Raw genomic sequence first — 24,895 nt, forward strand, 5'->3', positions numbered from 1 at the left:
CGGAGAGGTCGCCGCCGGGCTGGGCTACGCTGCCTGGCCGGTCACCGGGGTGTGCGGAAGCGCCCCAGTCGCGGCCCGGTAGAGATCCTCGTAGGCGTCCAAGGTCCGCGCTATTCCGTGCCTGGCCACGGCTTCCTGACCGGCTCGGCCCATTCTCGCGCGCAGGGCGGGATCGGCGGTCAGTTCCAGCAGGCGCTCCCCCAGCACCTCCGTCTCGCCGGGCGGGTAGAGCCACCCGGTCCGGCCCGGGGTCACCAGGTGGGGCAGGGCCATCGCGTCGGCGGCGAGCACCGGGAGACCGGCGGCCATCGCTTCCATCGTCGCCAGGCTTTGCAGTTCGGCGGTGCCCGGCATGCAGAAGAGGTGGCTGGTCCGGTACGCGCGCACCAGTTCGGCGTCCGGCACGAAACCGCGGAACGTCACCCGGTCCGCGACGTCCAGGCGCGCGGCGAGGTGTTCCAGTTCCGTCCGGCACGAACCGTCGCCGACGAGGGTCGCGTGCAGGGTCGGGACTTTCGGCAGGGCCCGGAGGAGGTCGTCCACGTTCTTCTCCGCGTCCAGGCGGCCGACGAACAGGACGCGGACGGGATCGGCGGGCGCGGGGTCGACCGGGGCGTAGTGGCCCAGGTCGATTCCGCACGAGACCACTGCGACCGGGCCGGGGAAACCCTTTTCCTCCAGCAGTTGCGCGGCGCGCGGGGTCGGCGTGGTGACGACCCCGGCGCGGCGGAAGACCCGGACGAAGTCTCGCCAGGCCCAGCGGGTCAGCGCCGACGTCACCGGTTCGGGCAGCGATACGAAGCCGAGCAGGTTTTCCGGCATGAAGTGGTTTGTCGCGACGGCGGGGACGCCGCGTTCTTCGGCAGCGGCCAGCAGACCGCGGCCGACCGAGAAGTGCGACTGAACGTGGACGACGTCGGGGCGGAGGTCGTCCAGCAGTTCGGCGGCGGTGCGACGGGCGCGGCGCGGGGTGCTGAAGCGGAACGTCGGATGGAAGGGCGTGCGGTGGGACGGCACGTAATGGAGCGGGTAGCCCGCGTCCGGATCGGGGACCTCGGCGCGCTGCGGGGTGAGGATGTGGACCTCGTGGCCGCGGGCGCTCAACCCGCGGGCCAGGCGTTCGGCGAAGTGCGCGGCACCGTTCACATCGGGAGGGAAGGTGTCGGCGCCGATGACGATACGCAACCGGGAATGCGGCATGGGACGCTCCTGAACAGTTCGAGGTGACGGTTTCGCGTAGGCCAGCATGACGACGCCGGCGATGGCGACGGCGGCCAGTCCGATTTGGACAGTGGCGGCGACGGGCGAGGCGACTGGTCGCTCGCCGAACAGCAGTGCGCTGGCGAGGATTGCGGTGAACGGGTCCACGACAGTTGTCGCCGCGACAGCGACCGCGGCGGGACCGCTGGCGTAAGCGCGGTGCATCAGCCAGCCGCCGGTCAGCAGGAGCAGTCCGGCTTCGGCGGCCACTACCGCGCCCGTCCCGGGAGTCCCGTGGACAAAATGCAGGGCAGCGACGCGCATCGTGGCGGAGCCGAGTCCGAAAAGGACTGCCGCGGCGGCGGCTTGGGCCAGGCATTTCGCACGGCCGCGGACAAACCATGCCCCGACGGCCGCGCACGCTCCGGCCAGCAGCGCCGGTTGGACGCTGGCGACGCTGGGGATAGCGGCGACTCCGACGGACGTGGCGGAGAGCAGGACGAATCCGCCGACTCCCGCGCATACCGCGACGGTCGCGGCGACTGCCCGGCTGGAACGGTCCGGGTTTCGGAAGCCGACGGTCAACACCAGGCTGAGCACGCCGATCGGCTGGACAACCGCCAGTGGCGCCAGCGAAAGCGCGATCAGGTGCAGCGTGCTGCCCAGAACGGCGAGACTGGTGCCGCCGAGCCAGATCGGGTTGCGCAGGACGGCGCCGACGACGCGCAAACCGGTCCCGTCGGCGGTTTCGACCGATCGGTGCTGAAAGCGGACGGCGGCGGCGAAGAAACACGCGGCGAGCACCGCCAGCGCGATCGCGACGAGGGTCATCGGCCCGCCCTTCCGATCGCGCGGGCGCCGGTGATCAGGATGACCAGTTCCGCGGTGAGCGCGACGCGTTCCAGCAATCCGGCAGGCAATGCCGTGACGAACTGGGCGGCGCCGAAACCGGCGGCGGTGACCAGGCCCGCGATCGCGCAACCGGTGAGGCGGCGCGCGGTCCTCGCCCAGTGCGGCTTGGCGCTCAGCCGCTGCCCCAGCGACGCGCAAGCCAGCGGCAACGCGCCGAAAAGGACAGCGCCGCCGATCCGGTGGACAGTGCCGTGAAAGGTCGATTCGCCCACCGCCGCGTTTCCCTGGAACACCAGCTCGATCACCAGCGCGACGCCCCACAGTCCGAAAAGGACGATGGTGGTGCGCCCGGCGGGCAGGGACGTGGCCCGGGCGGCCGCGACAAGCAGTACCCCGGCGGCCAGCACCAGGAGCACGGCCAGGGCGAACCAGACCCGGGCGACCCGGTGCAGGGCGTAGTCGCTGACCGGGTCGCGGAACGGGTCGACGGTCGGGTCGAAGGCGAACGACAGCGTGCCGATCAGCGAAAGCGCGGCCGTGGTGAGGCCGATCGCCCACCAGGCGAGCCGCTTCGCGGGAGTGGCGCTGACAAGGCTTCCGGTCACCTGCCCCACGGTGGGCGGGCCGGATGAGAAGCTGATGAGAATTCCCCGGGGTTCGGTTAAGAAGCGCTCGGCGGGGTTCGGACGCGGGGGCGGAACCCGCCGATATCGGTATCGGACGGGAGAATCCGCGACGGATTCGCCCGGCGCGGCGAGTTCTTCAGCGACGCCTGGCCGGGCGGATCCGGCCGGTTCGGACGGGATGTCGCATTCCGCTCAGCCGTCGCCCCGCGACCGGGTCCGCCCGACTGGCCCGATCACGCGCCCGCGGCCGGGAACGCCAGCTCGAACCGCGCTCCCCCGCCGTCGGCGGATCCGGCGCGGACCGTCCCGCCGTGCTGGCCGACCACCTGCTCCACGATCGCCAACCCCAGCCCGGACCCCGGCTTCGACCGCGCCGCCTCGGCCCGGTAAAACCGCTCGAACACGTGCGGCAGGTCGACCTCGGCGATGCCCGGCCCCTGGTCCGACACGACGATCGCCGGGATCTCCGGCAGCACCGCCGCCCGGACCGTCCCGCCCGGCGGGCTCCACTTCGCGGCGTTGTCGAGCACGTTCAGCACCGCCCGTTCCAGCGCCCCGGCCCGGCCCTTCACCTCGGCGCTTGCCAGCGTCACGGCGAACTCCACCTGCGGCGACCGGGCCCGGACCCGGTCCGCGGCGGCGGCGAGCACGTCCGCGAGGTCGACCCGGTCCACCGGTTCCGGCTCCCGCTCGCCGGTGGACAGGTCCACCAGCTCGCCGACCAGAGTGGTGAGTTCGACCGACTGGACGTCGAGGTCCGCGAGCAGCCGGGTCCGGTCCTCCGGCGGCAGTGCCCGGTCCTGGCCCTCGGCGTGGATCAGCAGCTCGATGTTGTTGCGCAGGCTGGTCAACGGGGTCCGCAGCTCGTGCCCGGCGTCCTGGACGAGCCGCCGCTGCTCGTCGCGCGAGAGGCGGAGCGCGCCGAGCATCTCGTTGAACGCGTCGGCCAGCCGGGCCAGTTCGTCCTTGCCCGCCACGGTGATGCCGGCGGCGAGTTCCTGAGTCCTGGCGACGTCTTCGGCGGCGACCGTCAGCGCGGCGACCGGACGCAGCGCGGTCTTGGCGATCGCGCGCCCGGCCAGCGCCGCACCGGCGACGCCGACCAGCCCGGCCAGGGTCAGCCACCCGCCGAGTTCGGCGAGAGTTCCTTCCAGGTCTTCGGAATTGCGCGCGACCAGCACTGCTCCCCCGCCGGGCCGCGGCACGCTGCGCACCCGGTAGCGGTCGCCGCCGATGCGTTCGACGTCGAAGCCGAGCGCCGCGTCCCCGGCCGCGACGAACCGGGCCTGCGGGCCGGTCGGAAACGGCGGCGCGCCCGCCACGCCGACGCTCGCCCCGTCCGCGTCCACGAACTCGACCGCCATCGCCTCGGCCCGGCCGGAGCTCGGGCCCGGCTTGTCCTGCTGCACCGCGCGCAGGGTGGCCAGCGCTTCCGCCGGGTCCGCGGCCTTCGCGGCGACCTGCGCGTAGGTCTGCAGCTGGGCGTCGAACTGCTGGTAGAGGTTGGCCCGGGTCAGGAACCACGCGGCCGAGAACGTCGCGACCACCGCGACGGCCATGGCGAGCGCGACCATCGCGGTGAGCCGGGTGCGCAGCGAGCGCTCCCGCCATCGCAGCCGTTTCACAGCGGGTCGTCCCGCAGCACGTAGCCGACCCCGCGCACGGTGTGCAGCAGCCGGGATTCGCCGCCCTCTTCGAGTTTCCGGCGCAGATAGCTGACGTAGACGTCCAGGCCGTTGGACGAACTGCCGAAGTCGTAGCCCCACACCTGGTCGAACATCGCCGTCCGGGTCAGCACGATCCGCGGATGCCGCAGGAACGCCTCCAGCATCGCGAACTCGGTGCGGGTCAGCCGGATCGGCCGGTCGCCCCGGCGAACCTCCCGGGTCTCCGGGTCCAGGACCAGGTCGGCGAAGGAAAGCGCGGCCCCGGCCGGACGCGCCGGAGTGTCGTACTCGACCCGGCGCAGCAGCGCCCGCACCCGGGCCAGCAATTCCCGCAGCGCGAACGGTTTCACCAGATAATCGTCGGCACCGGCATCGAGGCCGGCGACCCGGTCCGTGACGCCCGTGCGCGCGGTCAGCATCAGGATCGGCACGAAGTTGCCCTCGGCGCGCAGCACTCGACAGCTGTCCAGACCGTCGAGCACCGGCATCATCACGTCGAGCACGACACCGTCCGGCTTCTCGGCCCGGATCACGTCAAGGCCTTCGGCCCCGTCCCGGGCGAGCGAAACGGTATAGCCCTCGAAGCGCAGCGTCCGCGACAGCGAATCCCGGACCGCTTCCTCGTCGTCGACCACGACCAGATGCACCGCCGCCTCCTTCCGCCTGGCCCCACTCTCCCGCACGAAAATGAGAACTCAGTGAGAAGTCGCCCGTTCCGGGTGCAGCGGCGCCCCGGGACGGGCCCTGATGTCCGTCCCGGGGATCAGCGGTCCCGGGTCACCTGACCCACGCCGTTCCCCGATACCTGATGCGGTCCTGCCTTTCGACGAGCTTTCATTGCTGGGCAACGGGGAACTCGACAGGTCCGCACTGCCCGGCCCGTTCACCGGCCCGGCCGCCGCAACAGCAGCCAGGCGAGCGGGAGGCACCAGTTCTCCGTTAGCGCGAATCCGCTCGTGCCCGGCGGTGCCAGTTCCTCTTGTGCGGCAAAGGATCCGTCGAACGGCGGGACCGCATCGCCTGCCGTGCGGCACAATGGGTCGAGAGCGACGTCGCGCACGCACGGAAACGGCTCGGTGATGCTGCGCGATCTTCTCGATGCCCGCTCGGCTCGCACGCGCATCTGGCACAATTCGGACGTACGCCGACGAACCGCACAAGGGAGATGGGATGTCCGCCCACATCGACGAGCTGATCGCCCAGTTCGAGAATTTCCAGACCAAGGTGCGGCAGGCCGAGGCGAATTTCGCCGGGGTCGGCGACATGCAGGAGCGGATCGCGCAGGTCGAGAACGCCGTGACCTCGCCGGACGGCGCGGTCACGGTGGTCGCGGGCGCCAGCGGAACAGTGACCGACATCCGGCTCGCCGCCGGCGCCGCGCGCCTCGACACCGCGCAATTGTCCGTGCTGATCATGAGCACCCTGCGCGAGGCTGTCGCCGGAGCCGTCCGGCAGCAGGCCGGGATCGTGGACGACGCCTTCGGCGACGCGTTCGGCGTCAACACCTCCGAGCAGGTCCGGCAGGCGCAGGCGGAAGCTTGGGGAACCGAGGCGGAAGAGCCCGCGTCGGAGCACCAGGCGGCGCAGCAGACTCCGCACCAAGCGGCGCCGAGGCGCCGCCCCGGACCGCGGGACGACGACGACTATTTCGACGACAACTCCGTTCTCCGCCGCGACTGAGGGGCTTTCTCGATGGGAAACATCCAGACGAACGTCGACGCGATCGCCGGGTACGTCCGGCAGCTCCCGTACTACGAGCAAGAGGGGGACAAGTTCGGCGGCAAGATCGACGCCGCCGACGTGTCCGACCAGGCGTGGGGCGTCGTCGGGGCCTTCGCCAAGCAGGGCTACACCGACCGCCTGCACGAACTGCGCTCGCTGCTGGGCGAGATGCAGGACGGCGTGGACGGTTTCATCACGAAGCTGAACAAGGCCGCCGAGATGTACCGGGGGGCCGAGGACGCCGGGAAGGTCACGTTCGGCCGGTACGAGGCCGAAGTCGACGGGGGGAAGCAGGCCTGATGGCGGAAGAGAAGAAGAGCATCGCGGACACGCTGAACGTCAAGGCGTACGACGAGAGCACGGGCGCGAACCTCGATCGCGCGGCGGGGTACGTGCCGGTGGCCGGGACGGTCTACAAGGCGGGCAAGTCGATCGCCGGGCACGCCCAGCAGGCAGTCCAGGCGGACAACCCCGGCGAGCTGGCCTCGGCGGGCGCCGCGCTGGTCGGCGACGGGGCGAAGTTCGTCGGCGCGGCCGCCGGCGACATGGTCACCTTCGCGATGGACCCGATCGGCTGGCTGGTCGGCCACGGGCTGAACATGCTGCTCGAACTGGTCCAGCCGCTCCAGGACGCGTTGCACCAGGTCACCGGGGACGGCCCGGCGATCGGGCACGCGTCGGAGAACTTCTCCTCGATCGCGCAGGGCTTCGTCGCGCTCGCCGACGACTTCGAGCGGACCGGCGACACGGCGCTGGCCGAGTGGGTGGACGACGCCGGCAACGCGGCGAAGGAAGCGCTCGGCGACTTCTCCTCGGGCATCCGCGGGGTCGGCTCGGCCGCCGGTTCGGTCGCCGAGGTCCTGCAGATGTGGTCGATGGTCATGGTGGTCATCGAAGAGGTGATCAAGGCGATCATCACCGAACTGGTCTCCTGGCTGATCACCCTCTGGCTGCCCGCGCTCGCCGCCTCGGTGATCAGCTTCGGCGGCTCGGTCGCCGCCGCGATGACGGCCTCCATCGCCAAGGCCGCCAGCGTGCTGGCGAAGGTCACCCGCTACCTCGGCAAGTTCGGCAAGCTGCTCGAGACGTTCATGCAGTTCCTGGTCAAGTTCTCGGGCAAGATCGAGGTCTTCACGCGAAAACTGCGCGTCGGGGTCATGCCGGGCGAGACCAAGTTCGGGCTCGGCGCGGCCGCGCAGGGCTTCCAGCCGAGCAACCGGGTGCTCACCACGGCGTTCGGCACCTCGGTCGGCGCCAAGCCGTTCGTCGCCGGAGCGGGCGTCAAGGCGGGCATCGCGGTCGGCAAGTCCGGGTACGCCGAGGGCAAGGACGCCGTCACCCCCGAAGGAGACGAACCGTGGTTCGACAAGAGCAAGATCGGTGGGGACAAGAGCCCGGAGGAAACCCGCGGGAACCTCGACATCTAGCCGGTACCCCAGAGGAGATCGCCCAGTCGGCGCCCACCGAGGGCAGACGGCAGGCGGCGCGGAAGATCCTTGAGCATCAAGACGGTCTCGACCGCAAAACCGAGCAGCTCATGGTCCGTCCCGGGTTTCGGGAGCGGGTCGAGGAGATGATGCGGGGCCAGTGGCGCGAGCCGGTCGTCGCGCTGCGACTGAGCGACGACAAGCTGCGCTTCGACGTGCCCGGCAGACGCCGGGACGGCACCGTCGAGGGGCAAGGGGTCGTCCGGCGGTTCTTCTGGAACATTCTGCGCGGCGCCGGCAGGGCGGCCTTTCTGGTGTTCGCCGTGATGAACAGCGACGGCAGCGGCGGCGGAGCCAAGGGCGAGCGGGCGGCTGACGTGCAGGGCCCGGCGAACGCGATGGCACTCGACCTGGTCGACCGCCTGCGCAAGCTGGGCGGTGCGTGGCTGGTGTTCTCGCCGTCGTGCGTCGCCGTGGTGGACACCGGATCGACGATCGCCGACCCTGCCGGCGCGCCCCCGCCGCGGATCGTCTGGCAGGCACGCACGCCGCAGACTCCGGAGATCAAGTTCCGCGCGCGCACCCTGACCTGGCCGGACGGCTCGCGCTTCACGTTCCCGCTGTACAGCCGGACCGAGGCGCAGCACCTGCGGCAGTACTGCGATTCCCTGCCCGGCCGGGATCAGGGGTGAGCAGAGCGGCGACGCCCTGACCGTCCTGCTCTGGCAGATCCGGCCGTGGCGAGCCAGCGGAATCGGTGACGGGCTTGGCGGTCGGGCGGCCGGGCGGTCCGCCCGATCCGGCAATGGCCGGTTTGCCGCCGACGCTCCAGCACACCGGGCGACCGCCGGAATAGGCGACCGCGTCGCCTATTCCGGCGGTCGCGTGCGGGAAACCGGGACGCGGCGGATTCCGCGCTTTCCCGAGCCGAGCGCGGACAGATGCGAAGAACATATTGCTCATACTTTTCCGGCAGAACAGCTGCTGACCCCGCCCTGCGCACCCGGAAGATCATCGGGATCGCGCGTATTCCGGTGCTCATGTATTGAGTTCTGGCTTAAACCATCGCGGCCCGCCTTCCCGTGCGCGAGCATTGGCTTCCCATCAGGGGCTCCAGCGTCGCGTACCACCCCCTGAGCACTTCCACCGGAGAAGGGGGTTTCGATGCGAGGAAAAGCCGGTGTGCCGCTGGGAGCGATTGCCCGCACGGCTCGTTCTGCATCTGGGAGGACTCCGACTACCGCGGCCGGGAGCTGTCCGTCTCGGGCTGCGGCTTTTTCCACGACCTCCCGAATGGCTCGCCCGCCTACTCCGCCGAACCGCACGCCGACTGGCATGCCGTGTGGTTCCTCCGGAACAACTGCTGATCGAGGAAAGGGGATTCACATGACGACAGCCCTTCACCGAAGAAAGAGACAGCGTGTGCTCAGCGGCGCGTTGGCGGCCGTGACCGCGGCGACGGCTTTCACGCTGGGCACGGCACCGGCGGAGGCAGCGAGCGGGTGCACCACGCTGTACGACGGGCACAGCGGCAATTCGCACGTTTGCAAGACCTGGTACGCGACCGGCGGCTACTACAAGGGATCCTGGTCGATCGGCGTCACCACGTCCTACACCTATGTGCAGTTGTACAAGGACGGCAGTACCAGCAACGCGAGCGGGTCGCGTGGCAGCTACTCGCACGTCAAGCACTTCTATCTGCGAGCGTGCAGCAGCTTCGGCGGCTGCGGCGGGTGGTGGTAGCCGTGCTCCGTCGCGGCCGTGATCGAGGATTCCGGCGGAGGTCGGGCGCCGCCAGTGCGGCAATGCTGTCCGTGCTTGGCACGGGAGTCCTCGGCCTGACGGGAGTGCCGCAGTCGGCTGACGCGGCACCAGCCATCGGGCACTGCCGGACTTGGCACGACAGCAACACTTTCGGCGCGTCTTGCACGGGCGGCGGCAGGGCCGCCTATCAAGCGGTGGCCTTGTGCAAGAACGGGACGGCGGTGGGAGGTCCCTACGAAGGCGGAGAGAGCGGAAACTGGAGCTACGCGTACTGCACCAGCGTTCATTCGTCGCTCAAACGTGGCTACGTGCAGTGGTATTCGTAGCCGCGAAAGCCGGTCGAGCGTGCGCCGCCGCGCACCGATTGGCGTCCGGCCGGACTCTCCCGCTGATCGAGTCGATGCCGACCGTTCGAACCCGCAGCCGCGCGACCTCGTCCTATTAGGACGACGGGCTGCTCGGCCGGGCTTCGAGATCTCCCAGATCGGTCCGGATCTGCCGCTCGTTCTCGCGGCGGAGATCCGCGATGGCGGCGTCCCGGTGGTCCCTTTCCGAGGTGACCACGAGGGCACCGTCCGGAGACAGCGTGGCGTCAGCGATTTCCCGGATTTGCGGCCGGGCAGATCACCACGTGGTGCGCCCCGCCGAGTACAACAGACGCACAAGATGCTCGAAGATGACGTAAATCGTCTACTTCAGTCACAAACGATCGTCTACACTGAGGCCCCCGCTCACGGATCGAAGGGCCTTCATGACAGAGCCGTCCTCCCCCGAGTCCGCCGCGTCCAGTGCGCTCGCCACGCCGGGGTCCGGGTCCTTCGTGTCCGCCGAACTGGCCTCCCAGCCGCAGATGTGGCTCACTGCGGCGGACGTTGCCACGGCGGCTGCCGACGCGTTGCCGCAGCCGGGCGAGCGGGTGGCCGTGGTCGGGTGCGGCACCAGCTGGTTCGTCGCGATGAGCTACGCCGCCGCGCGGGAGCAGCGGGGCCTCGGAGTCACTGACGCGTTCGCCGCATCCGAGTATCCGGCCGGTCGCGAATACGACCGCGTCGTCGCGATCTCCCGGTCCGGCACCACCACCGAAATCATCGAGCTCCTGTCCGCGCTCGCCGGGCAGCCCACCACGCTGATCACTGCGGTGGGCGACGGACCTGCGGCCGCCGCCGTGGCCGAGGTGGTCGCGCTGCCGTTCGCCGACGAGCGCTCGGTGGTGCAGACCCGGTTCGCCACAAGCACGCTCGCGCTTCTGCGCGCAGGCCTCGGCGACGACATCGCCGAGCTGGCGCGACAGGCCGAGCGCGCGCTGCTGGAACCGGTCGACGACCTGCTCGACGCCGAGCAGGTCACCTTCGTCGGGCGCGGGGCCGCGGTCGGCATCAGTTGCGAGGCCGCCCTGAAAACCCGGGAAGCGGCGCAGTTCTGGGCCGAGGCGTACCCCGCGATGGACTATCGGCACGGCCCGATCGCCATCGCGCAGCCCGGCCGGCTCGTGTGGTCGTTCGGCGAGACCCCGGACGGATTGGCCGCCGAGATCGCCCGCACCGGAGCCCGGTTCGTGCACCACGACCTCGACCCGCTCGCCGGACTGGTCGTGGCGCAGCGGTTCGCGGTCGCGCTCGCGCGGCGGCGCGGGCTCGATCCCGATCGCCCCCGGTCCCTGACCCGTTCGGTCATCCTCGTCTGATGGCCGTCCTCGGCATCGACGTCGGCGGCACGACCGTCAAGATGCGCGTGACCGACGGCCGTTCCGTTCTCGCCGAATGGCGCGAACGGACTCCGTTCGGCGATCCCGCAGCGCTCGCTGACCTGGTGGCCCGGGCCGTCGCGCGTCATCCGGTCGACGGGGCGGGGCTGGTCGTCCCAGGGATTGTGGACGAGCGCGCCGGGCGGTGCGTCCAGGCGGTCAACCTCGGTTGGGAAGACGTGCCCGTCCGCGACCTCGTCGCCGCGCGCCTCGACGTCCCGCTCGCTTTCGGGCAGGACGTCCGAGCCGGAGCGCTCGCCGAGGCCCGAACCGGCGCGGCGGCCGGAGCACCCGGGCCGGTGCTGTTCGCGCCGGTCGGGACCGGGTTCGCGACCGCGCTCGTGGTGCGCGGCGAGGTGCTCGACGCGAGCCCGTGGGCGGGCGAGGTCGGCCAGCTCCGGCTGCCGGACGGCCGCCGCGTCGAAGAGGTCGCGTCGGCCTCCGGGCTCGCACGCCGCGCCGGGGCCCCGGACGCGGCCGCCGTCGCCGCGCGGGTCCGCGACGGAGATCCCGCGGCGGTCGAGGCGTGGGACGAGTGCGTCCGCGCGCTCGCGGAGCCGATCGCGTGGGCCACCGCCGTGGCCGGGTGTTCCACTGTGGTCGTCGGCGGCGGCCTCGCCGAGGCGGGAGCCCTGCTGCTCGACCCGCTCGCCCGCGAGGTCGCGCATCGGCTCGGGGCGCTGCGGGCGCCCGCGATTGTCCAGGCGCACCACGGGGACCGGGCCGCCGTGGTGGGTGCGACGCTGCTGGCGTTGCGATGATCGTCTTCGCCACGCCCAACCCGTCGTCGACATCACCTTCCGGGTCCCGCCCGGCGGCACGAACCGGGTGCTCGACGTACAGCGGCGAGTCAGCGGCAAAGGCGTGAACGTCGCCCATGTCCTTGCCGCGTTGGACATCCCGGTGCGCGCCGTGCTTCCGCTCGGCCGCTGGCGGTTCCGTTCCACACGGCGCCGCGTGAAGCCGAAACCAGGTCGACGGTCACGATCACCGGCGACGGCCATCCCACGGTGTATGCCGAGCCGGGTCCTCAGCTGTCCGACGCCGAATGGTCGAAGTTCTCGGCATTGCTCGCCACCCGGCTGCGGGAGACGGTCACGATGCCCCTGGTGCCGCACGGGTCCTCGGGGCCGTCCGACGACGAACTGCTCGGCGCGGTACGGCGGTTCCTGGACGAGCAGCTCGAGGCAGCAGTGGCGGCGCGGCTGCTGACCGGATAATGCGGGAGGTTCGGGACCGAGCGGCGGCAAGACGACACCGCACGGATCCCCTGCCATCCAACAAATCCAGCACGGCACGCCCACAGGCCTTCGGTGCCGGAGGCCCGCGTCTCCGGCGGCACCCGGAATCCGGCTCGAGCTCCGGACTCCCGATACCGACGGAAGTCTGCTCCACCGGTTCAGCCGGTGACTTCGCTGCCCGAGTGCGCTATACAGAAGCGCCATGTGCATTTTAATGCGCAAGAAAGGTATGCAATGAGCAGATTTATGCATCCTCTCCGATCACTGGCCGCAGTGCTGGTCCTGCTGGCCGTCGCGACCCCTGCCACCGCCCACGCCGCCGCTGCGCCCGCCGGGCAGCTCGGCGACCTGACCGGCCTCTCCGCCGACGGCCCGGTGACCACCCTGACCGCGGGCGCCGCGGCCGTCCGGGTCAGTTTCCCGGCCGAGGGCGCGATCCGGGTCTGGCTCGCGCCGGACGGTGCCTTCACCGATCCGGCGGGCAGCAAGATCGTGTTGCCGAACGGCAAAGCTCCCGTGGTGCCGAAGCGCGTCGACCGGGGCTCCTACTGGGCTGTCGGCACCGGAAAGGCCACGCTCCGCGCCTACAAGCACCCCTTGAAGTTCGCCCTCTACGACGGCGCGGACCGCAAGCAACTCTGGGCCGAATCCGCCCCGCTGTCCTGGACCGGCGACACCACCACGCAGACGCTCGCGCGCGGCGCCGCCGAACAGTACGTCGGCGGCGGGGAGCAGAACGGCCGCTTCAGTCATCGCGACCAGACCATCAAAATTTTCGCCGACGACAACTGGAACGACGGCGGCGCGCCCAACTCCCAGCCGTTCTACGCTTCGACGGCCGGGTACGGCGTGCTGCGCAACACCTTCGCGCCCGGCAGCTATTCGTTCGCCGATCCGGTCCGCACGACCCACGACGAACGCCGCTTCGACGCCACCTACGTCGTCGGCGACGGGCTCAAGGACGTCATCTCCGGCTACACCGACCTGGTCGGCAAACCCTTCCTCCCGCCGATTTACGGCCTGGAGACCGGCGATTCCGACTGCTACCTGCACAACGCCAACCGCGGCGAACGGCACACCCTCGACGCGGTGAAGGTCGCTGAAGGCTATCCCGAACACGGCATGCCCAACGGCTGGATGCTGGTCAACGACGGCTACGGCTGCGGTTACGAGAACCTGCAGCAAACCGGCGAAGGCTTGCGGGACAACAAAATGCAGCTCGGCCTGTGGACCGAGAACGGCGTGCCCAACCAGGCCGAGGAGGTCAAGGCGGGCGTCCGCGTGCGCAAACTGGACGTCGCCTGGGTCGGCCCCGGCTACCAGTTCGCCCTCGACGCCTGCGACACCGCGCACAAGGGCATCGAGGACAACAGCGACGCGCGCGGCTTCGTGTGGCAGCCGGTGAGCTGGGCCGGCGCGCAACGGTGCGGCGTGCTGTGGAGCGGCGACCAGTCCGGCTCCTACGACTACATCAAATGGCAGATCCCTACCTACGCGGGCTCGACGCTGTCCGGCATCGCCTACAACACCGGCGACATCGACGGCATCTTCGGCGGCTCCCCGCAGACCTACGTCCGCGACCTGCAGTGGAAGTCTTTCCTCCCGGTCGCGATGACGATGGACGGCTGGGCCTCCTCGGACAAGCAGCCCTGGCGCCAGGGCGAGCCCTACACCTCGATCAACCGCCAATACCTGCTGCTCAAGGAACGGCTGCTCCCCTACACCTACAGCTACTCGGTGCAGGCGCACCAGACCGGCGTCGGCCAGGTCCGGCCGCTGGCGCTCGAGTACCCCGGCGACCCGAACGCGTGGACGGACAAGGCCAAGTACGAATTCCTGTCCGGCACGGACTTCCTGGTCGCCCCGGTCTACGACAGCTCCTCCGTGCGCGACGGCATCTATCTGCCCAAGGGAACCTGGGTGGACTACTGGAGCGGCAAGACCTACACCGGTCCGACCACAGTGGACGGTTACGACGCGCCGCTCGACAAGCTGCCGCTGTTCGTCCGCGGCGGGGCTGTGGTGCCGATGTGGGCGGAGGGCACGACGTCCTGGCAGACCCGCGACAAGGGGCAGCTCGACGTCGACGTGTACCCGCAGGGCAAGGGCAGCTTCACCCTCGCCGAGGACGACGGCGTGACGCGCGGCTACCAGCGCGGCGAGCAGGCGCGGCAGACCTTCACCGTGGACGCGCCGCAGTCCGGGCCGGGCACAGTGACCGTCGGGATTGGCGCGAGCACCGGGTCCTACCCAGGGAAACCGGCGACGCGGAACTACCAGCTGTCAGTCCACACGGGAACGAAGCCGGCGGCGGTACTGGGCGGCCACGGCATCCTGCGGCAGTACGCCAGCAAGGCGGAGCTGGACAAGGCCCCGTCCGGCTGGTGGTACGACCCCACCGCGCGAGGCGTCGTGCGGGTGAAGACCGGCTCGCTCGATTCCGGTGCCGCCCAGGACATCCGGCTGCTCGGGGCGAGTGCGGTCGGCGGGCTCTTCCCCGCTGACGACAACGCCTCGGTGCGGCTTTCCGCCCCCGCGACAGCCGCTCCCGGCCAGGCCGTGTCGGCCACCGTCAGCTTCACCAACAGCACTCCGCTGCCCGTGCGTGATGTTGCATTGTCTCTGCAGGCCAACGGTTTCCACGCGGACATTTCGCAAGCCCCCACGCTTGTATGGCCGGGCCAGACGGTGCAGGTCCCGGTGCGGCTCACGCCGGACGAGGGGCTGCACCCGGCGGACTACGAGCTGACCGCCACCGCGAAGTACCAGGCCAGGCTGGGCACTCGCGAAGCGGCGGGGTCGGCGATGGTCACGGTGCCGTACGCGACGATGGCCGCGGCATACGGAAATGTCGGGGTCACTGATGCAGCACACTTCGCGAACGGCGATCTCGACGGCGGCGGCAGCAGCTTCCGTGCGGAGGGACTGGCCGAAGCTGGCCTGAAACCGGGTGCGTTGTTCACCGCTGACGGTGCCCAGTCGACCTGGCCCGACGCCGGTGCCGGGAAGCCGGACAATGTCGTGGCGGGCGGCCAGACTGTCGCCGTGCAGGGCAGCGGTTCCAAGCTGGTCCTGACCGGCACCGGGACCGGGTCCGCCGCGCACGGCACGGCCGTCGTCCGGTACGCCGACGGCAGCACGAGCCAAGCCGACCTGGGCTTCCCGAACTGGTGCTGCTCTGACCCGGCGAAATACGGCGCGACCACGGTCGCCTCGGTGTCCGGCAAGAACACGAAGGCCGGTCCGGCTTATCCGACGGTGGCGTACCGGGTGTTCGCGAATACCGTTCCGCTGACGCCGGGCAAGCGAGTCGTCGCGCTCACCCTGCCGTCGAATTCGGCACTGCACGTTTTCACCGCCGCGATCGCCTGAACCATCGGCGGGCGGCGGGATCGCGGTACGTGAGGGGAACCCTGAGGGAATCTGATTCCCTCAGGGTTCCCCTCACGTACGTCAAGGTGGGGCGGTGTTTCAGCGGCGCGGCACCAGCGGCAGGATCTGCTCGCCCGCGGTGCGCCCGTCGCCGACCAGGCTGCCGCTGCGGTCGGTCCAGGAGCGCACCGGCGTGGTCTCGCTCTGCCGTCCCGGCACCGCCGACAGCGCCAGCACCAGTCCGCTGTAGCGGTTGACCAGCCGTGTCCCTCCGTTCGCCGGGACCAGGAACCATTGCTGGGCAACCCCGGATCCGGCGCTCAGGATCGGCGCGGTCCCCCAGGCCCTGCCGGAGGGCGCTGCCGGAACGCCCAACGCCAAACCGTTCGCGGCGTTGGTGATGCGATATGAGCCGTCACCGGCCGGAGTGAACCGCCAGTCCGCCCGGTCGCCCGCCAGTCGCGAGGGCACCGACGTGGTGGTGCGGCCGGAAGCAGCGAGCACGCGGCTGGACCCGATCCGGTAGACGCGGCTCGGATCGACCAACGACGGCGCCGGAGCGGCCGACGTGACGGTCACGTCCGCGTAGACGCCGTCGCGGCCGTCCGCGCACGAGATCGAGCAATAGGACCGGAAGGTCTTGCCCACGATCGTCCCGGTGGTCCGGCTGGCCGAGTCGACGAACCAGCGGTACCACGACTGGTCCCGGTAGGAGCCGGTGTCGCCGATCAGCCGCCACTTCGGGTTCGCCAGGTCCTCGGTCGCGTAGAACCGCTGCGGGCCCGCCGAATCGACCGCCTCCGGCTCGCCGATGTACAGCCCGAGGTGCGCGTCGTAAGCGATGTTCATGACGAACAGGTCGGATTTGCGCGGCAGCGTGCCGGCGGCCACCTGCTGGGCGGCGGTGCCGGTGCGCGCCGGGTCGTAGTCCTTCTCCGGCGGGGTGTAGCCGCGCGGGTCGACGCCGGTGGGCACGAGGTTGCTTTCCTTGCCGCCGACGCCCGGCTGCGACCATCGGCCGTCGTACCACTTCTGCCAGGTTCCGGCGCCCATCTTCCCGGACATCGGCGCGCGGGCCACGTGGGCGAGGCCGCTGAACCCGCCGCCGCCCGCGCCGGCCTTCGTCACGACGCGAGAGCCGTAGTAGACGTAGAAGTAGCCCGACTGCGGATCGGCGAACAGCCGCGGATCGCCGTCGCCGTAGTCGAAAGTCTGGTTCGGGAACGCCGCCGTGTCGCCGCGTTTCGTCGAATACGGCGACGTGATCGCGTGCCCGCCGATCCGCCAGGTGTGGCCCCGATCGGTCGATACCGCCCAGTCGATCGCGTCGTAGTGCGAAAACGAGTAGGCACCGAACGGTTCGGGGGTGAATTCGTTGTGCACCAGGCCGTACCAGTCACCGGTGTCCGGATCGACCCAGGTTCCGACGAGATCGCAGAAGTTCTTCTGGGTGTAGCTCGACCCGGCGGGCGGGTCGGTCGCCTCGCGGCCGGTCGGGCTGGTGTTGCACCGCCAGGTCGTGTCGTTGTTGCGATCGCGCGGTTCGGCCGGGTTCACCGCGTCGCTCAGACCCGCGTCGCGGTGCGCCGAGTCGAAGTCCGTGCCGGTGTAGAAGTCCCAGACGCGCGGGCCCTCCTTGCCGTAGAGGGCGGCGGACTGCTGGAAATGGAAGGTCCCGTCCCGGTCGAGGAACGGAGCGGCCGGGGTGTCCGTCGGGAACGGGTACTCGGCGACGGCCCCCACCGACACGGAGTAGCCCGGGCCGGCGTGCGCGACGGCGGGCCCGGTGAACGACCCGGCGGTCAGGGCCAGGGCCGCACCGGCGGCGAACGATGTGCGGAAGCGTGGCATGGCTCGGTTCCTCGCAGGCGATCGACGTCAACAATCGACAAGAACGAACAAGTTCACACAGTCTTGATGCTTGATTTTGCGCTGTCAACCCGCCATTCGACCCCCTTCGAGCAGGTCATCGCGGGAGTCTCCGCAAGTCACGATGCAGGGGCGAACCTGGGGCGGAATGTTGACAAGTGATTGATCAACCCTAAAAATGCGCAGCAACACGCACTCAGTGTGTGGTCTTCGACCTCGATCAGGTGGTGGCTGATGCGGTTTCACAAGCTCGTGGGCTCGACCTTAGCGGCGACGCTGCTCCTCGCCGGGTGCGGCAGCGGGGACGCGGCGGGCGGCGGCACCGGGGAAAACGCGCTCCCCGGCGCCGCCGAGTTCCTTGCGTCCCCCTGTCCGGAACCGGCGGTGAAACCGGCGGGCGGCGGGCAGGTCGTCTACTGGTCCATGTGGACCGCGGACGAGCCGCAGGGCAAAGTGCTGCAAAAAGCGCTGAAGTGCTTCCAGGACAAGACCGGCGTGAAGGTCGACGTGCAGTGGCTCGGCCGCAAGGCCTACACGCAGAACCTGGTCCCGGCGCTCAACACCGGCACCGTGCCCGATCTGTTCGACCAGGACGTCAGCAAGGTCGGCGCGGCGATCATGACGCCGGGCGGCACGCAGGGCCTCGACGACGTCTTCGGCATGAAGATCGGCGAGGGCGACAAGACGGTCAAGGACGTCCTCTCCCCCACCTCGTACGACTTCCCGCAGAACAAGGACCGCGAGGGGCACAGCTTCCTCGTGCCGTACGAGATCCAGTCCAGCGCCTGGTGGTACGACAAGGCCAAGGGCGGCGCGCTCGGCCAGCCGAAGACCGTGGACGAGCTGGTCGGCCTGTTCGACAAGGCGAAGGCGGACGGCAAGGCGGCGGTCAGCCAGGACGGCGACATCCCGTTCTACAACATGTACTACTTCACCCAGCTGGCCGAACGCTACGTGGGCGCGGGCGGGCTGGCGAAGGCGGCACAGGACCCGACCGGACGCGCGTGGACCGACGTTCCCGGATTCCGCGAGGCCGCCGCGCAGACCGCGCGGATCTCCAAGTACTTCATCGACGGCTGGGACGCGGCCAAGTTCCCGCAGATCCAGCAGCGCTGGGCGGACGGCGACGCACGCTTCCTGTACGTCGGCAGCTGGGCGCCCAGCGAAACCCGCGAATACCTGGACAAGCAAGGCGCGGGCACGAAGATCGACTACGGCTCCTTCCAGTTCCCGATGCCGCCCGGAGCCACGCACGACACCGTGGAGCAGATGTCGATCGGCTTCGCCGTGCCCAAGAAGGCCAAGAACGCCGACGCGGCCAAGGCGTTCATCGCCTACTTCCTCAACAAGGGCAACCTCGCCGGCATCCCCGCGGTGGCCGACAACCTGGTGCCCCGGCCCGACCTCGCGGTGCCGGACGACCTGAAGCCGGTCAAGACCGTCCTGGACGACCAGAAGAAGGAGCACGTGCTGCAGTACGACGGCATCGACGCGATCGCCGGCGGCACATGGCAGACCGACGTGTTCGACCCCGCCGACACCGCGCTGCTCAAGGGCCAGCTGACTCCGGAGACGTTCGTGGCGCAGCTCGCGCAGAAGTCCGCCGCCTTCTGGAAGAGCCAGCACTGATGGCGACGATCACCGGGGCGGCCCGAGCCGGGCGGCGGCCCGCGCTCGGGCCGCATCTGAGCCGCAAACGCAAGCTGTTCTGGCCCTTCGCCGCCCCGGCGCTGGCGCTCTACCTGGCGTTCCTGGTGCTGCCGACGATCGCGACCGTGGTGCTCAGCTTCACCAGCTGGTCCGGCGCGGGCGACACGCCGCGGCCGCAGGGGGTCGGGAACTACGTGCGGATGTGGCAGAGCGATTCGTTCCGCTACGCCTTCGGCAACACGCTCGTCTACGTGTTCCTCGGCGGCGTCGGCACCTTCCTGCTGGCGTTCCTGTTCACCATGGTGCTGCGGGACATGCGCGGCGGGAAGATCGTGCGGGCGATCCTGTTCTTCCCGAACATCGTCGCCCCGGTCGCGCTCGGCATGTTCCTCGGCTTCGTGTTCAAGTACCAGCCGGGCAAACAGGGGCTCGCCAACTACGTGCTGGAGCACCTCGGCGCGGACGCGGCGAAGTTCCTCGCGCCGGAGAACGTGACCGGGGTGGTGACCGCGTCGCTGATCTGGGCCAGTTCCGGCTTCTACATCACCATCCTGATGGCCGCGGTGGACCAGATCCCGCCGCAGCTCTACGAGGACGCGGACCTGGGCGGCGCCTCGCCCTGGCAGAAGTTCCGCTCCGTCACGCTGCCGCTCACCTGGGACGTGGTGGGCGTGGCCGGGGTGCTGTGGACGATCAACGCGCTCAAGATCTTCGAACTCGTCTTCGTGCTCGCCGGGCCCGGCACCTACGCCCCGCCGAACCGGGCGTGGACGCTCGGCATCTACGTGTTCGACCGGACCTTCGGCTCGAACGGCACGCCGGACTTCGGCGCGGCCTGCGCTTGCGCGGTCGCGATGATCGCCCTCGTCTCGATCCTCGTCGTGCTGCTGCGGCGGCTGATGCGCCGTGACGCCATCCAGTTCTGAAGGAGATCCCGTGACCGTCACGGAAGCGCCGTCGCGCGGCGCGGCCCCGGGCAAGCCCCGGCGCACCCCGCCGCGCCGCCCCCGCCCGGCTCCCGGCAGCCGCCGGCTCAGCCCGCTGCGGCTGCTCGGCTCGGCGATCGTGTGGCTGTTCACCGCAGGCAACCTGCTGGTGCTGTACTGGCTGATCACCGCGTCGTTCAAGACCCCGGTGGAGATCTTCACCAAGCCGTTCGCCCTGCCGTATCAGTGGTTCCACGTCGGCAAGCCGTTCCGGAACTTCGTCTACGCCTGGAACAACGCCGGATTCGGCGACGCCGTGCTGTCCACCGTGGTCTTGGTCGGACTGGCGACGATCGCCACCGTCGCGATCTCCGCGCCCTGCGCTTACGCGCTCACCCGGCTCGGGGTGCGCGGTTCGGGCGCGCTGACCAACGGCGTCGCGATCGGCATGGGAGTGCCGTTCCAGACCGTGATCATCCCGCTGTTCGTCGCGTTCAGCGAAATCCATCTGGACAACCAGTACGGGCTGTTCGTGCTCTACGTGGCACTCTCGATCCCGTTCACGGTGTTCCTGCTGACCGGGTTCTTCCGCTCGCTGCCCGACGAGATCGAAGAGGCCGCGGCGCTCGACGGCGCCTCGCCGGTGCGGGTGTTCGTCTCGGTCGTCCTTCCGCTGGCCCGCGGCGGCGTGATCACCGCGCTGACGCTCAACGCGATCGGACTGTGGAACGAAACCCTGCTGGCGATCGTGTTCCTCAAGGACCAGGCCCATTTCACGCTGTCGCGCGCGCTGTTCACCTTCTACGGCGCGGCCAGCTACCAGTCCGAGTACGGCGGGCTGATCGCCGGGGTGGCGATCGTCGTGCTCCCGATGCTGCTGCTCTACGTCGTGCTCGCCCGCCGGATCATCACCGGCCTGACCCTCGGCGCCGGAAAGTAGGACTCTGATGGCCACCGTGAGTTTCACCGACACCACCCGCTACTACGCCGGGGTCGAGCGCCCCGCGGTGGACGGGCTCGACCTGGAGGTCGCCGACGGCGAATTCCTGGTGCTGGTCGGCCCGTCCGGCTGCGGCAAATCGACCACTCTGCGGATGCTCGCCGGGCTGGAGGGCGTGGACGAGGGCTCGATCCGCATCGGCGAGAAGGACGTCACCGCGCTGCCGCCGAAAGAGCGGGACATCGCGATGGTGTTCCAGAACTACGCGCTCTATCCGCACATGACCGTCGCGGAGAACATCGGCTTCCACCTCCGGCTCGCGCGCATGCCGAAGGACGAACGGGAACGCCGGGTCCGCGAAGCCGCGGCCACCCTGGACCTGACCGAATACCTCGACCGGCGCCCGGCGAAGCTGTCGGGCGGGCAACGGCAGCGGGTGGCGATGGGCCGCGCGATCGTGCGCGAGCCGAGCGTGTTCCTGATGGACGAGCCGCTGTCCAATCTGGACGCCAAACTGCGGGTGCAGACCCGCACGCAGATCGCGTCGCTGCAGCGGCGGCTCGGCACCACCACGCTGTACGTCACGCACGACCAGATCGAGGCGATGACGATGGGCGACCGGGTGGCCGTGCTGCGCGACGGCGTGCTGCAGCAGTGCGACTCCCCGGTCGGGCTTTTCGAACGCCCGCGCAACGTGTTCGTCGCGGGCTTCATCGGCTCGCCCGCGATGAATCTCATCGAGACCACAGTCGACGGTTCTGGCGCGGCGGCGGGCGACGGCACGCTCCCGCTGACCCCGGCGCAGCAGTCCGCGCTGACCGGGAAGGGGATCGTCGTCGGCGTGCGGCCGGAGGGCTGGAAAATCGGCGGCGCCGGATACCGCGCGGTCGTCGAAGTCGTCGAAGAACTCGGCAGCGACCAGTACCTCTACTGCCGGACCGGGGACCGCGTGCTGACCGTGCGGACGCCGGGCATGGCGCCGTGGCGGCGCGGCGAGGAGATCTCGCTGGCGCCGCGGACCGGCGCGGCGCACCTGTTCGATGCCGCCTCCGGCGAACGGCTGCCGGACGCATGAGCACGATCACGAGCGTCGAACTCGTGCTTCCCGCGGCCGAACTGGGCCCCGAGAACCCCTTGCCGCCGCTGGTCCGGACCGAACCGGCCGCGTCGGTCGCCAACGCGGGCGAACTTCCCGCGGACCTGGCGGCGAACCTGTCCTACGGCCGGCTGGACACGGTGCTGCCGTGCCGGACGCAGGACGGGTACGGCCGCGACCGGACCGAGCGGCGGCTGCCCGCGCTGGTGCTGGAGAACGACCTGCTGCGGGCGACCGTCCTTCCCGGACTCGGCGGGCGGCTGCATTCCCTGCTGGACAAGGGAACCGGCCGGGACCTGGTGTTCCGCAACCCGGTGTTCCAGCCGGCGAACCTGGCGCTGCGCGACGCGTGGTTCGCCGGCGGCGTCGAATGGAACCTCGGCACCACCGGGCACACCACGCTGACCTGCGCGCCGATGTTCGCCGCCGAGGCGCCCGGGCCCGGCGGCGAGCCGGTGCTGCGGCTGTGGGAATGGGAACGCACCCGCGATCTGCCGTACCAGCTGGATTTCTGGCTGCCCGAAGGATCGCGGCGGCTGTTCGTCGGGGTGCGGATCCGCAATCCGCACGAGCGCGACGTGCCGGTGTACTGGTGGTCGAACACCGCGGTGGCGCAGACGGCCGGGACCCGTGTGCTCGCCCCCGCGGGCAAGGCGTGGCACTACGGCTATTCCGGACGGCTGGAACTCGTCGACGTCACTGGCGACCTGACCTATCCTGCTCGGGCGACGGCGGCGGCCGACTATTTCTTCGAGGTCGACGGCCCGCCGTGGATCGCCGCTGTGGACGCGGACGGGCACGGGCTCGGCCAAGCGTCCACGGCGCGGCTGCGCGGGCGGAAGCTGTTCGTGTGGGGCGAATCCGCGGGCGGACGGCGGTGGCAGGAATGGCTCGCGCCCGGGACGGAGGGATACCTCGAAATCCAGGCCGGGCTGGCCCGGACACAGCTTGAGCACCTGCGGCTGCCCGCGGGCGCCTCGTGGGACTGGCTCGAAAGCTACGGTCCGGTCGCGGCCGACCCGGAGATCGTGCACGGGCCGGACTGGCCCGCCGCGCTCGCCTCGGTCGCCGCCGGGCTGCCTGCCGCCGGGGAACTGGAGCGGCGGTGGCGCGAATGGCGCGCAGTCGCCGACGCCCCGCCCGGGGAGCTCCTCGCGGAGGGATCCGGCTGGGGCGCGCTGGAAACCGGCCGGATGCTGGTGGATCTGCCCGGCACGCCGTTTCCCGAGACCAGCCTCGGCGCCGCCCAGCAGCCGTGGCGGGACTTGCTCGACGGCGTGGCGCCCCGGGCCGAGCCCGCCGCCGAACCTCCCGACACGCTCGTCAACCGGCATTGGGCCGAGTTGCTGGAGGCCGTACCCGACCAGAGCTGGCTCACCTGGTACCACCGGGGAATCGCCCGGTGGGCAGCAGGCGACCGCGACGGCGCGGCGACCGCGTGGCACCGGTCGGTCGAGGCGGAGCCGAACGGCTGGGCGTGGCGCAACCTCGCCGTCGCCCAGGACGATCCGGTGCGCGCCGCGGAATACTACCGGCGGGCGCTGGACCTGCTGCCGAAACTGGCTCCGCTGGCGCTGGAGGCCATCGCCGCGCAGCTCGCCGCCGGAGACCCCGGCGCCGCACGGGAATTGCTCGAACCGTGGCCGGTCGAAGGCCGGTTCGCGTTGCTGCGGGCGCGGATCTCGCTCGCGCTCGGCGATCTCGACGGGGCGCGCGAGGTGTACGACCGGGGGTTCACCGTGCCCGGGATCCGCGAGGGAGAGACGTCGCTGAGCGATGTGTGGCACGCGGTCTCCCCCGGCCCGCTGCCCGCCGAATACGACTTCCGGATGAAAACCGGCGGCGGGGCCGGATGAGCGCGATCGGCCGTCGGGGTGAACAATGACGCCGCGGCGGGCAAGCAGGCACGGGGACCGGTGCGAAGGGAGCACAAGCCGATGGCTCGGCATGAACGGTTGAGCACACTGTTGGACCTCTTGGCGAAGCGGGAGAAGCTCGACGTCGAAGAGGTGGCCGCGGAACTGAACGTCTCCGCCGCCACGATCCGCCGCGATCTGGACCACCTCGCCGAACAGCAGCTGCTCACCCGCACCCACGGCGGCGCCGTCGCGAACGACCTGGCCTACGATCTGCCGCTGCGCTACAAAACCGCGCGCCACGCCCCGGAAAAACAGCGGATCAGCGCCGCGGCGGCGGCACTGGTGTCCAACGGGATGGTCGTCGGCCTCAATGGCGGCACCACGACCGCGGGCGTGGCCCGGGCGCTGGCCATGCGCGCGGACCTGGCCGACGCCCCCGGCCTCACCATCGTGACCAACGCGCTCAACATCGCCCACGAGCTGGCCGTGCGGCCGAACATGAAGATCGTCGTCACCGGCGGGGTCGCCCGCCCGCAGTCCTTCGAACTGAGCGGGCCGCTGGCCACCCTGGTGCTCGGCCAGCTCAGCCTCGACCTGTTGTTCCTCGGCGTGGACGCCTTGCATCCCGCCGCCGGCGCGTTCGCCTGCCACGAGGGCGAGGCGGACATCAACCGGCTCATGGTGCAGAACGCCGCCCGGGTGGTGGCCGTGGCGGACAGTTCGAAACTCGGCCGCCGCGCCTTCGCCCGCATCTGCGACATCACCGACGTCCACGAGGTCGTGACCGACACCGACGCCGATCCTGACGTCACCGCCGCCCTCAAAGCCGCCGGGATCCCCGTGCAGATCGCCTGACCGCCGGACGCCGTCCCCGCTCCGCTCCCTCAGAAGTCCGTGAGGGGAACCCTGAGGGACTCTGATTCCCTCAGGGTTCCCCTCA

At 70.4% G+C, this 24,895-nt stretch carries 22 protein-coding genes; 16 read left to right on the plus strand and 6 right to left on the minus strand.

Features of this window, described 5'->3' with window-relative positions; all coding sequences use genetic code 11:
- Window positions 1-24: 24 nt before the first annotated feature.
- The 4 genes from ABZX37_RS22030 to ABZX37_RS22045 all read right to left on the minus strand — a co-directional run bounded on the left by ABZX37_RS22030 (window position 25) and on the right by ABZX37_RS22045 (window position 4,992).
- Complete coding sequence (locus ABZX37_RS22030; RefSeq protein WP_354742227.1) at window positions 25-2,031, minus strand: glycosyltransferase; 2,007 nt, start codon at window positions 2,029-2,031, stop codon at window positions 25-27.
- Window positions 2,028-2,657 carry a DUF998 domain-containing protein gene (locus tag ABZX37_RS22035; protein ID WP_354742229.1) on the minus strand — a complete coding sequence of 210 codons (630 nt, stop codon included), beginning with the start codon at window positions 2,655-2,657 and terminating at the stop codon, window positions 2,028-2,030. The genes ABZX37_RS22030 and ABZX37_RS22035 overlap by 4 nt, the downstream gene beginning before the upstream one ends.
- A gap of 254 nt (window positions 2,658-2,911) precedes the next feature.
- On the minus strand, window positions 2,912-4,303 hold the full coding sequence (locus ABZX37_RS22040) for a HAMP domain-containing sensor histidine kinase (RefSeq protein ID WP_354742231.1): 1,392 nt from the start codon (window positions 4,301-4,303) through the stop codon (window positions 2,912-2,914).
- Entirely contained in the window at window positions 4,300-4,992 is a 693-nt protein-coding gene (locus ABZX37_RS22045) for a response regulator transcription factor (protein ID WP_354742233.1), read from the minus strand. Before ABZX37_RS22045 ends, ABZX37_RS22040 begins: the two co-directional genes overlap by 4 nt.
- 523 nt (window positions 4,993-5,515) lie before the next feature.
- Between ABZX37_RS22045 and ABZX37_RS22050 the strand changes: the two genes are divergently transcribed.
- From ABZX37_RS22050 to ABZX37_RS22075, 6 genes are all read left to right on the plus strand, one after another.
- Window positions 5,516-6,025 carry a YbaB/EbfC family nucleoid-associated protein gene (locus tag ABZX37_RS22050; protein WP_354742235.1) on the plus strand — a complete coding sequence of 170 codons (510 nt, stop codon included), beginning with the start codon at window positions 5,516-5,518 and terminating at the stop codon, window positions 6,023-6,025.
- Window positions 6,026-6,037: 12 nt separating this feature from the next.
- Window positions 6,038-6,367 (plus strand): hypothetical protein, encoded by a 330-nt coding sequence (locus ABZX37_RS22055; protein ID WP_354742237.1) that lies wholly within the window; start codon window positions 6,038-6,040, stop codon window positions 6,365-6,367.
- Window positions 6,367-7,494, plus strand: a complete 1,128-nt coding sequence (locus ABZX37_RS22060) for a hypothetical protein (protein WP_354742239.1) — start codon at window positions 6,367-6,369, stop codon at window positions 7,492-7,494. Before ABZX37_RS22055 ends, ABZX37_RS22060 begins: the two co-directional genes overlap by 1 nt.
- 110 nt (window positions 7,495-7,604) lie before the next feature.
- Complete coding sequence (locus ABZX37_RS22065) at window positions 7,605-8,186, plus strand: hypothetical protein (RefSeq protein WP_354742241.1); 582 nt, start codon at window positions 7,605-7,607, stop codon at window positions 8,184-8,186.
- Window positions 8,187-8,576: 390 nt separating this feature from the next.
- The gene (locus ABZX37_RS22070) at window positions 8,577-8,861 is read left to right on the plus strand and encodes a peptidase inhibitor family I36 protein (RefSeq protein ID WP_354742243.1); all 285 of its coding nucleotides are present in this window, start codon (window positions 8,577-8,579) and stop codon (window positions 8,859-8,861) included.
- Between the two features lie 19 nt (window positions 8,862-8,880).
- On the plus strand, window positions 8,881-9,237 hold the full coding sequence (locus ABZX37_RS22075; protein ID WP_354742245.1) for a hypothetical protein: 357 nt from the start codon (window positions 8,881-8,883) through the stop codon (window positions 9,235-9,237).
- Window positions 9,238-9,699: 462 nt separating this feature from the next.
- Here ABZX37_RS22075 and ABZX37_RS22080 read toward each other — a convergent pair whose 3' ends face one another.
- The gene (locus tag ABZX37_RS22080; RefSeq protein WP_354742247.1) at window positions 9,700-9,822 is read right to left on the minus strand and encodes a hypothetical protein; all 123 of its coding nucleotides are present in this window, start codon (window positions 9,820-9,822) and stop codon (window positions 9,700-9,702) included.
- Window positions 9,823-10,108: 286 nt separating this feature from the next.
- Here ABZX37_RS22080 and ABZX37_RS22085 point away from each other — a divergent pair, with 286 nt between their 5' ends.
- The 4 genes from ABZX37_RS22085 (at window position 10,109) to ABZX37_RS22100 (ending at window position 15,615) form a co-directional block, all read left to right on the plus strand.
- The gene (locus ABZX37_RS22085; RefSeq protein ID WP_354742279.1) at window positions 10,109-10,942 is read left to right on the plus strand and encodes a sugar isomerase; all 834 of its coding nucleotides are present in this window, start codon (window positions 10,109-10,111) and stop codon (window positions 10,940-10,942) included.
- On the plus strand, window positions 10,942-11,763 hold the full coding sequence (locus ABZX37_RS22090) for an ROK family protein (RefSeq protein ID WP_354742249.1): 822 nt from the start codon (window positions 10,942-10,944) through the stop codon (window positions 11,761-11,763). Before ABZX37_RS22085 ends, ABZX37_RS22090 begins: the two co-directional genes overlap by 1 nt.
- A 249-nt stretch (window positions 11,764-12,012) precedes the next feature.
- Complete coding sequence (locus tag ABZX37_RS22095) at window positions 12,013-12,222, plus strand: hypothetical protein (protein WP_354742251.1); 210 nt, start codon at window positions 12,013-12,015, stop codon at window positions 12,220-12,222.
- 267 nt (window positions 12,223-12,489) lie between these two features.
- Entirely contained in the window at window positions 12,490-15,615 is a 3,126-nt protein-coding gene (locus ABZX37_RS22100; RefSeq protein ID WP_354742253.1) for a TIM-barrel domain-containing protein, read from the plus strand.
- A 99-nt stretch (window positions 15,616-15,714) separates the two neighbouring features.
- Here the strand turns inward: ABZX37_RS22100 and ABZX37_RS22105 are convergent, their stop codons facing one another.
- Window positions 15,715-17,466, minus strand: a complete 1,752-nt coding sequence (locus ABZX37_RS22105; protein WP_354742255.1) for an RICIN domain-containing protein — start codon at window positions 17,464-17,466, stop codon at window positions 15,715-15,717.
- A gap of 252 nt (window positions 17,467-17,718) precedes the next feature.
- On the opposite strand from ABZX37_RS22105, the gene ABZX37_RS22110 reads away from it, so the two are divergent.
- From ABZX37_RS22110 to ABZX37_RS22135, 6 genes are all read left to right on the plus strand, one after another.
- Window positions 17,719-19,113 carry an ABC transporter substrate-binding protein gene (locus ABZX37_RS22110; RefSeq protein WP_354742257.1) on the plus strand — a complete coding sequence of 465 codons (1,395 nt, stop codon included), beginning with the start codon at window positions 17,719-17,721 and terminating at the stop codon, window positions 19,111-19,113.
- Complete coding sequence (locus ABZX37_RS22115) at window positions 19,113-20,060, plus strand: sugar ABC transporter permease (protein ID WP_354742259.1); 948 nt, start codon at window positions 19,113-19,115, stop codon at window positions 20,058-20,060. Before ABZX37_RS22110 ends, ABZX37_RS22115 begins: the two co-directional genes overlap by 1 nt.
- 10 nt (window positions 20,061-20,070) lie before the next feature.
- Window positions 20,071-21,000 carry a carbohydrate ABC transporter permease gene (locus ABZX37_RS22120; protein ID WP_354742261.1) on the plus strand — a complete coding sequence of 310 codons (930 nt, stop codon included), beginning with the start codon at window positions 20,071-20,073 and terminating at the stop codon, window positions 20,998-21,000.
- 7 nt (window positions 21,001-21,007) lie between these two features.
- A complete protein-coding gene (gene ugpC / locus ABZX37_RS22125; RefSeq protein ID WP_354742263.1) occupies window positions 21,008-22,075 on the plus strand; it encodes a sn-glycerol-3-phosphate ABC transporter ATP-binding protein UgpC in 1,068 nt (355 codons plus the stop codon).
- The gene (locus ABZX37_RS22130; RefSeq protein ID WP_354742265.1) at window positions 22,072-23,952 is read left to right on the plus strand and encodes a DUF5107 domain-containing protein; all 1,881 of its coding nucleotides are present in this window, start codon (window positions 22,072-22,074) and stop codon (window positions 23,950-23,952) included. The genes ugpC and ABZX37_RS22130 overlap by 4 nt, the downstream gene beginning before the upstream one ends.
- 81 nt (window positions 23,953-24,033) lie before the next feature.
- The gene (locus ABZX37_RS22135) at window positions 24,034-24,810 is read left to right on the plus strand and encodes a DeoR/GlpR family DNA-binding transcription regulator (RefSeq protein ID WP_354742267.1); all 777 of its coding nucleotides are present in this window, start codon (window positions 24,034-24,036) and stop codon (window positions 24,808-24,810) included.
- The last annotated feature ends 85 nt before the right edge of the window (window positions 24,811-24,895 follow it).

The organism is Amycolatopsis sp. NPDC004079 (assembly GCF_040610415.1).
GTDB lineage: Bacteria > Actinomycetota > Actinomycetes > Mycobacteriales > Pseudonocardiaceae > Amycolatopsis > Amycolatopsis halotolerans.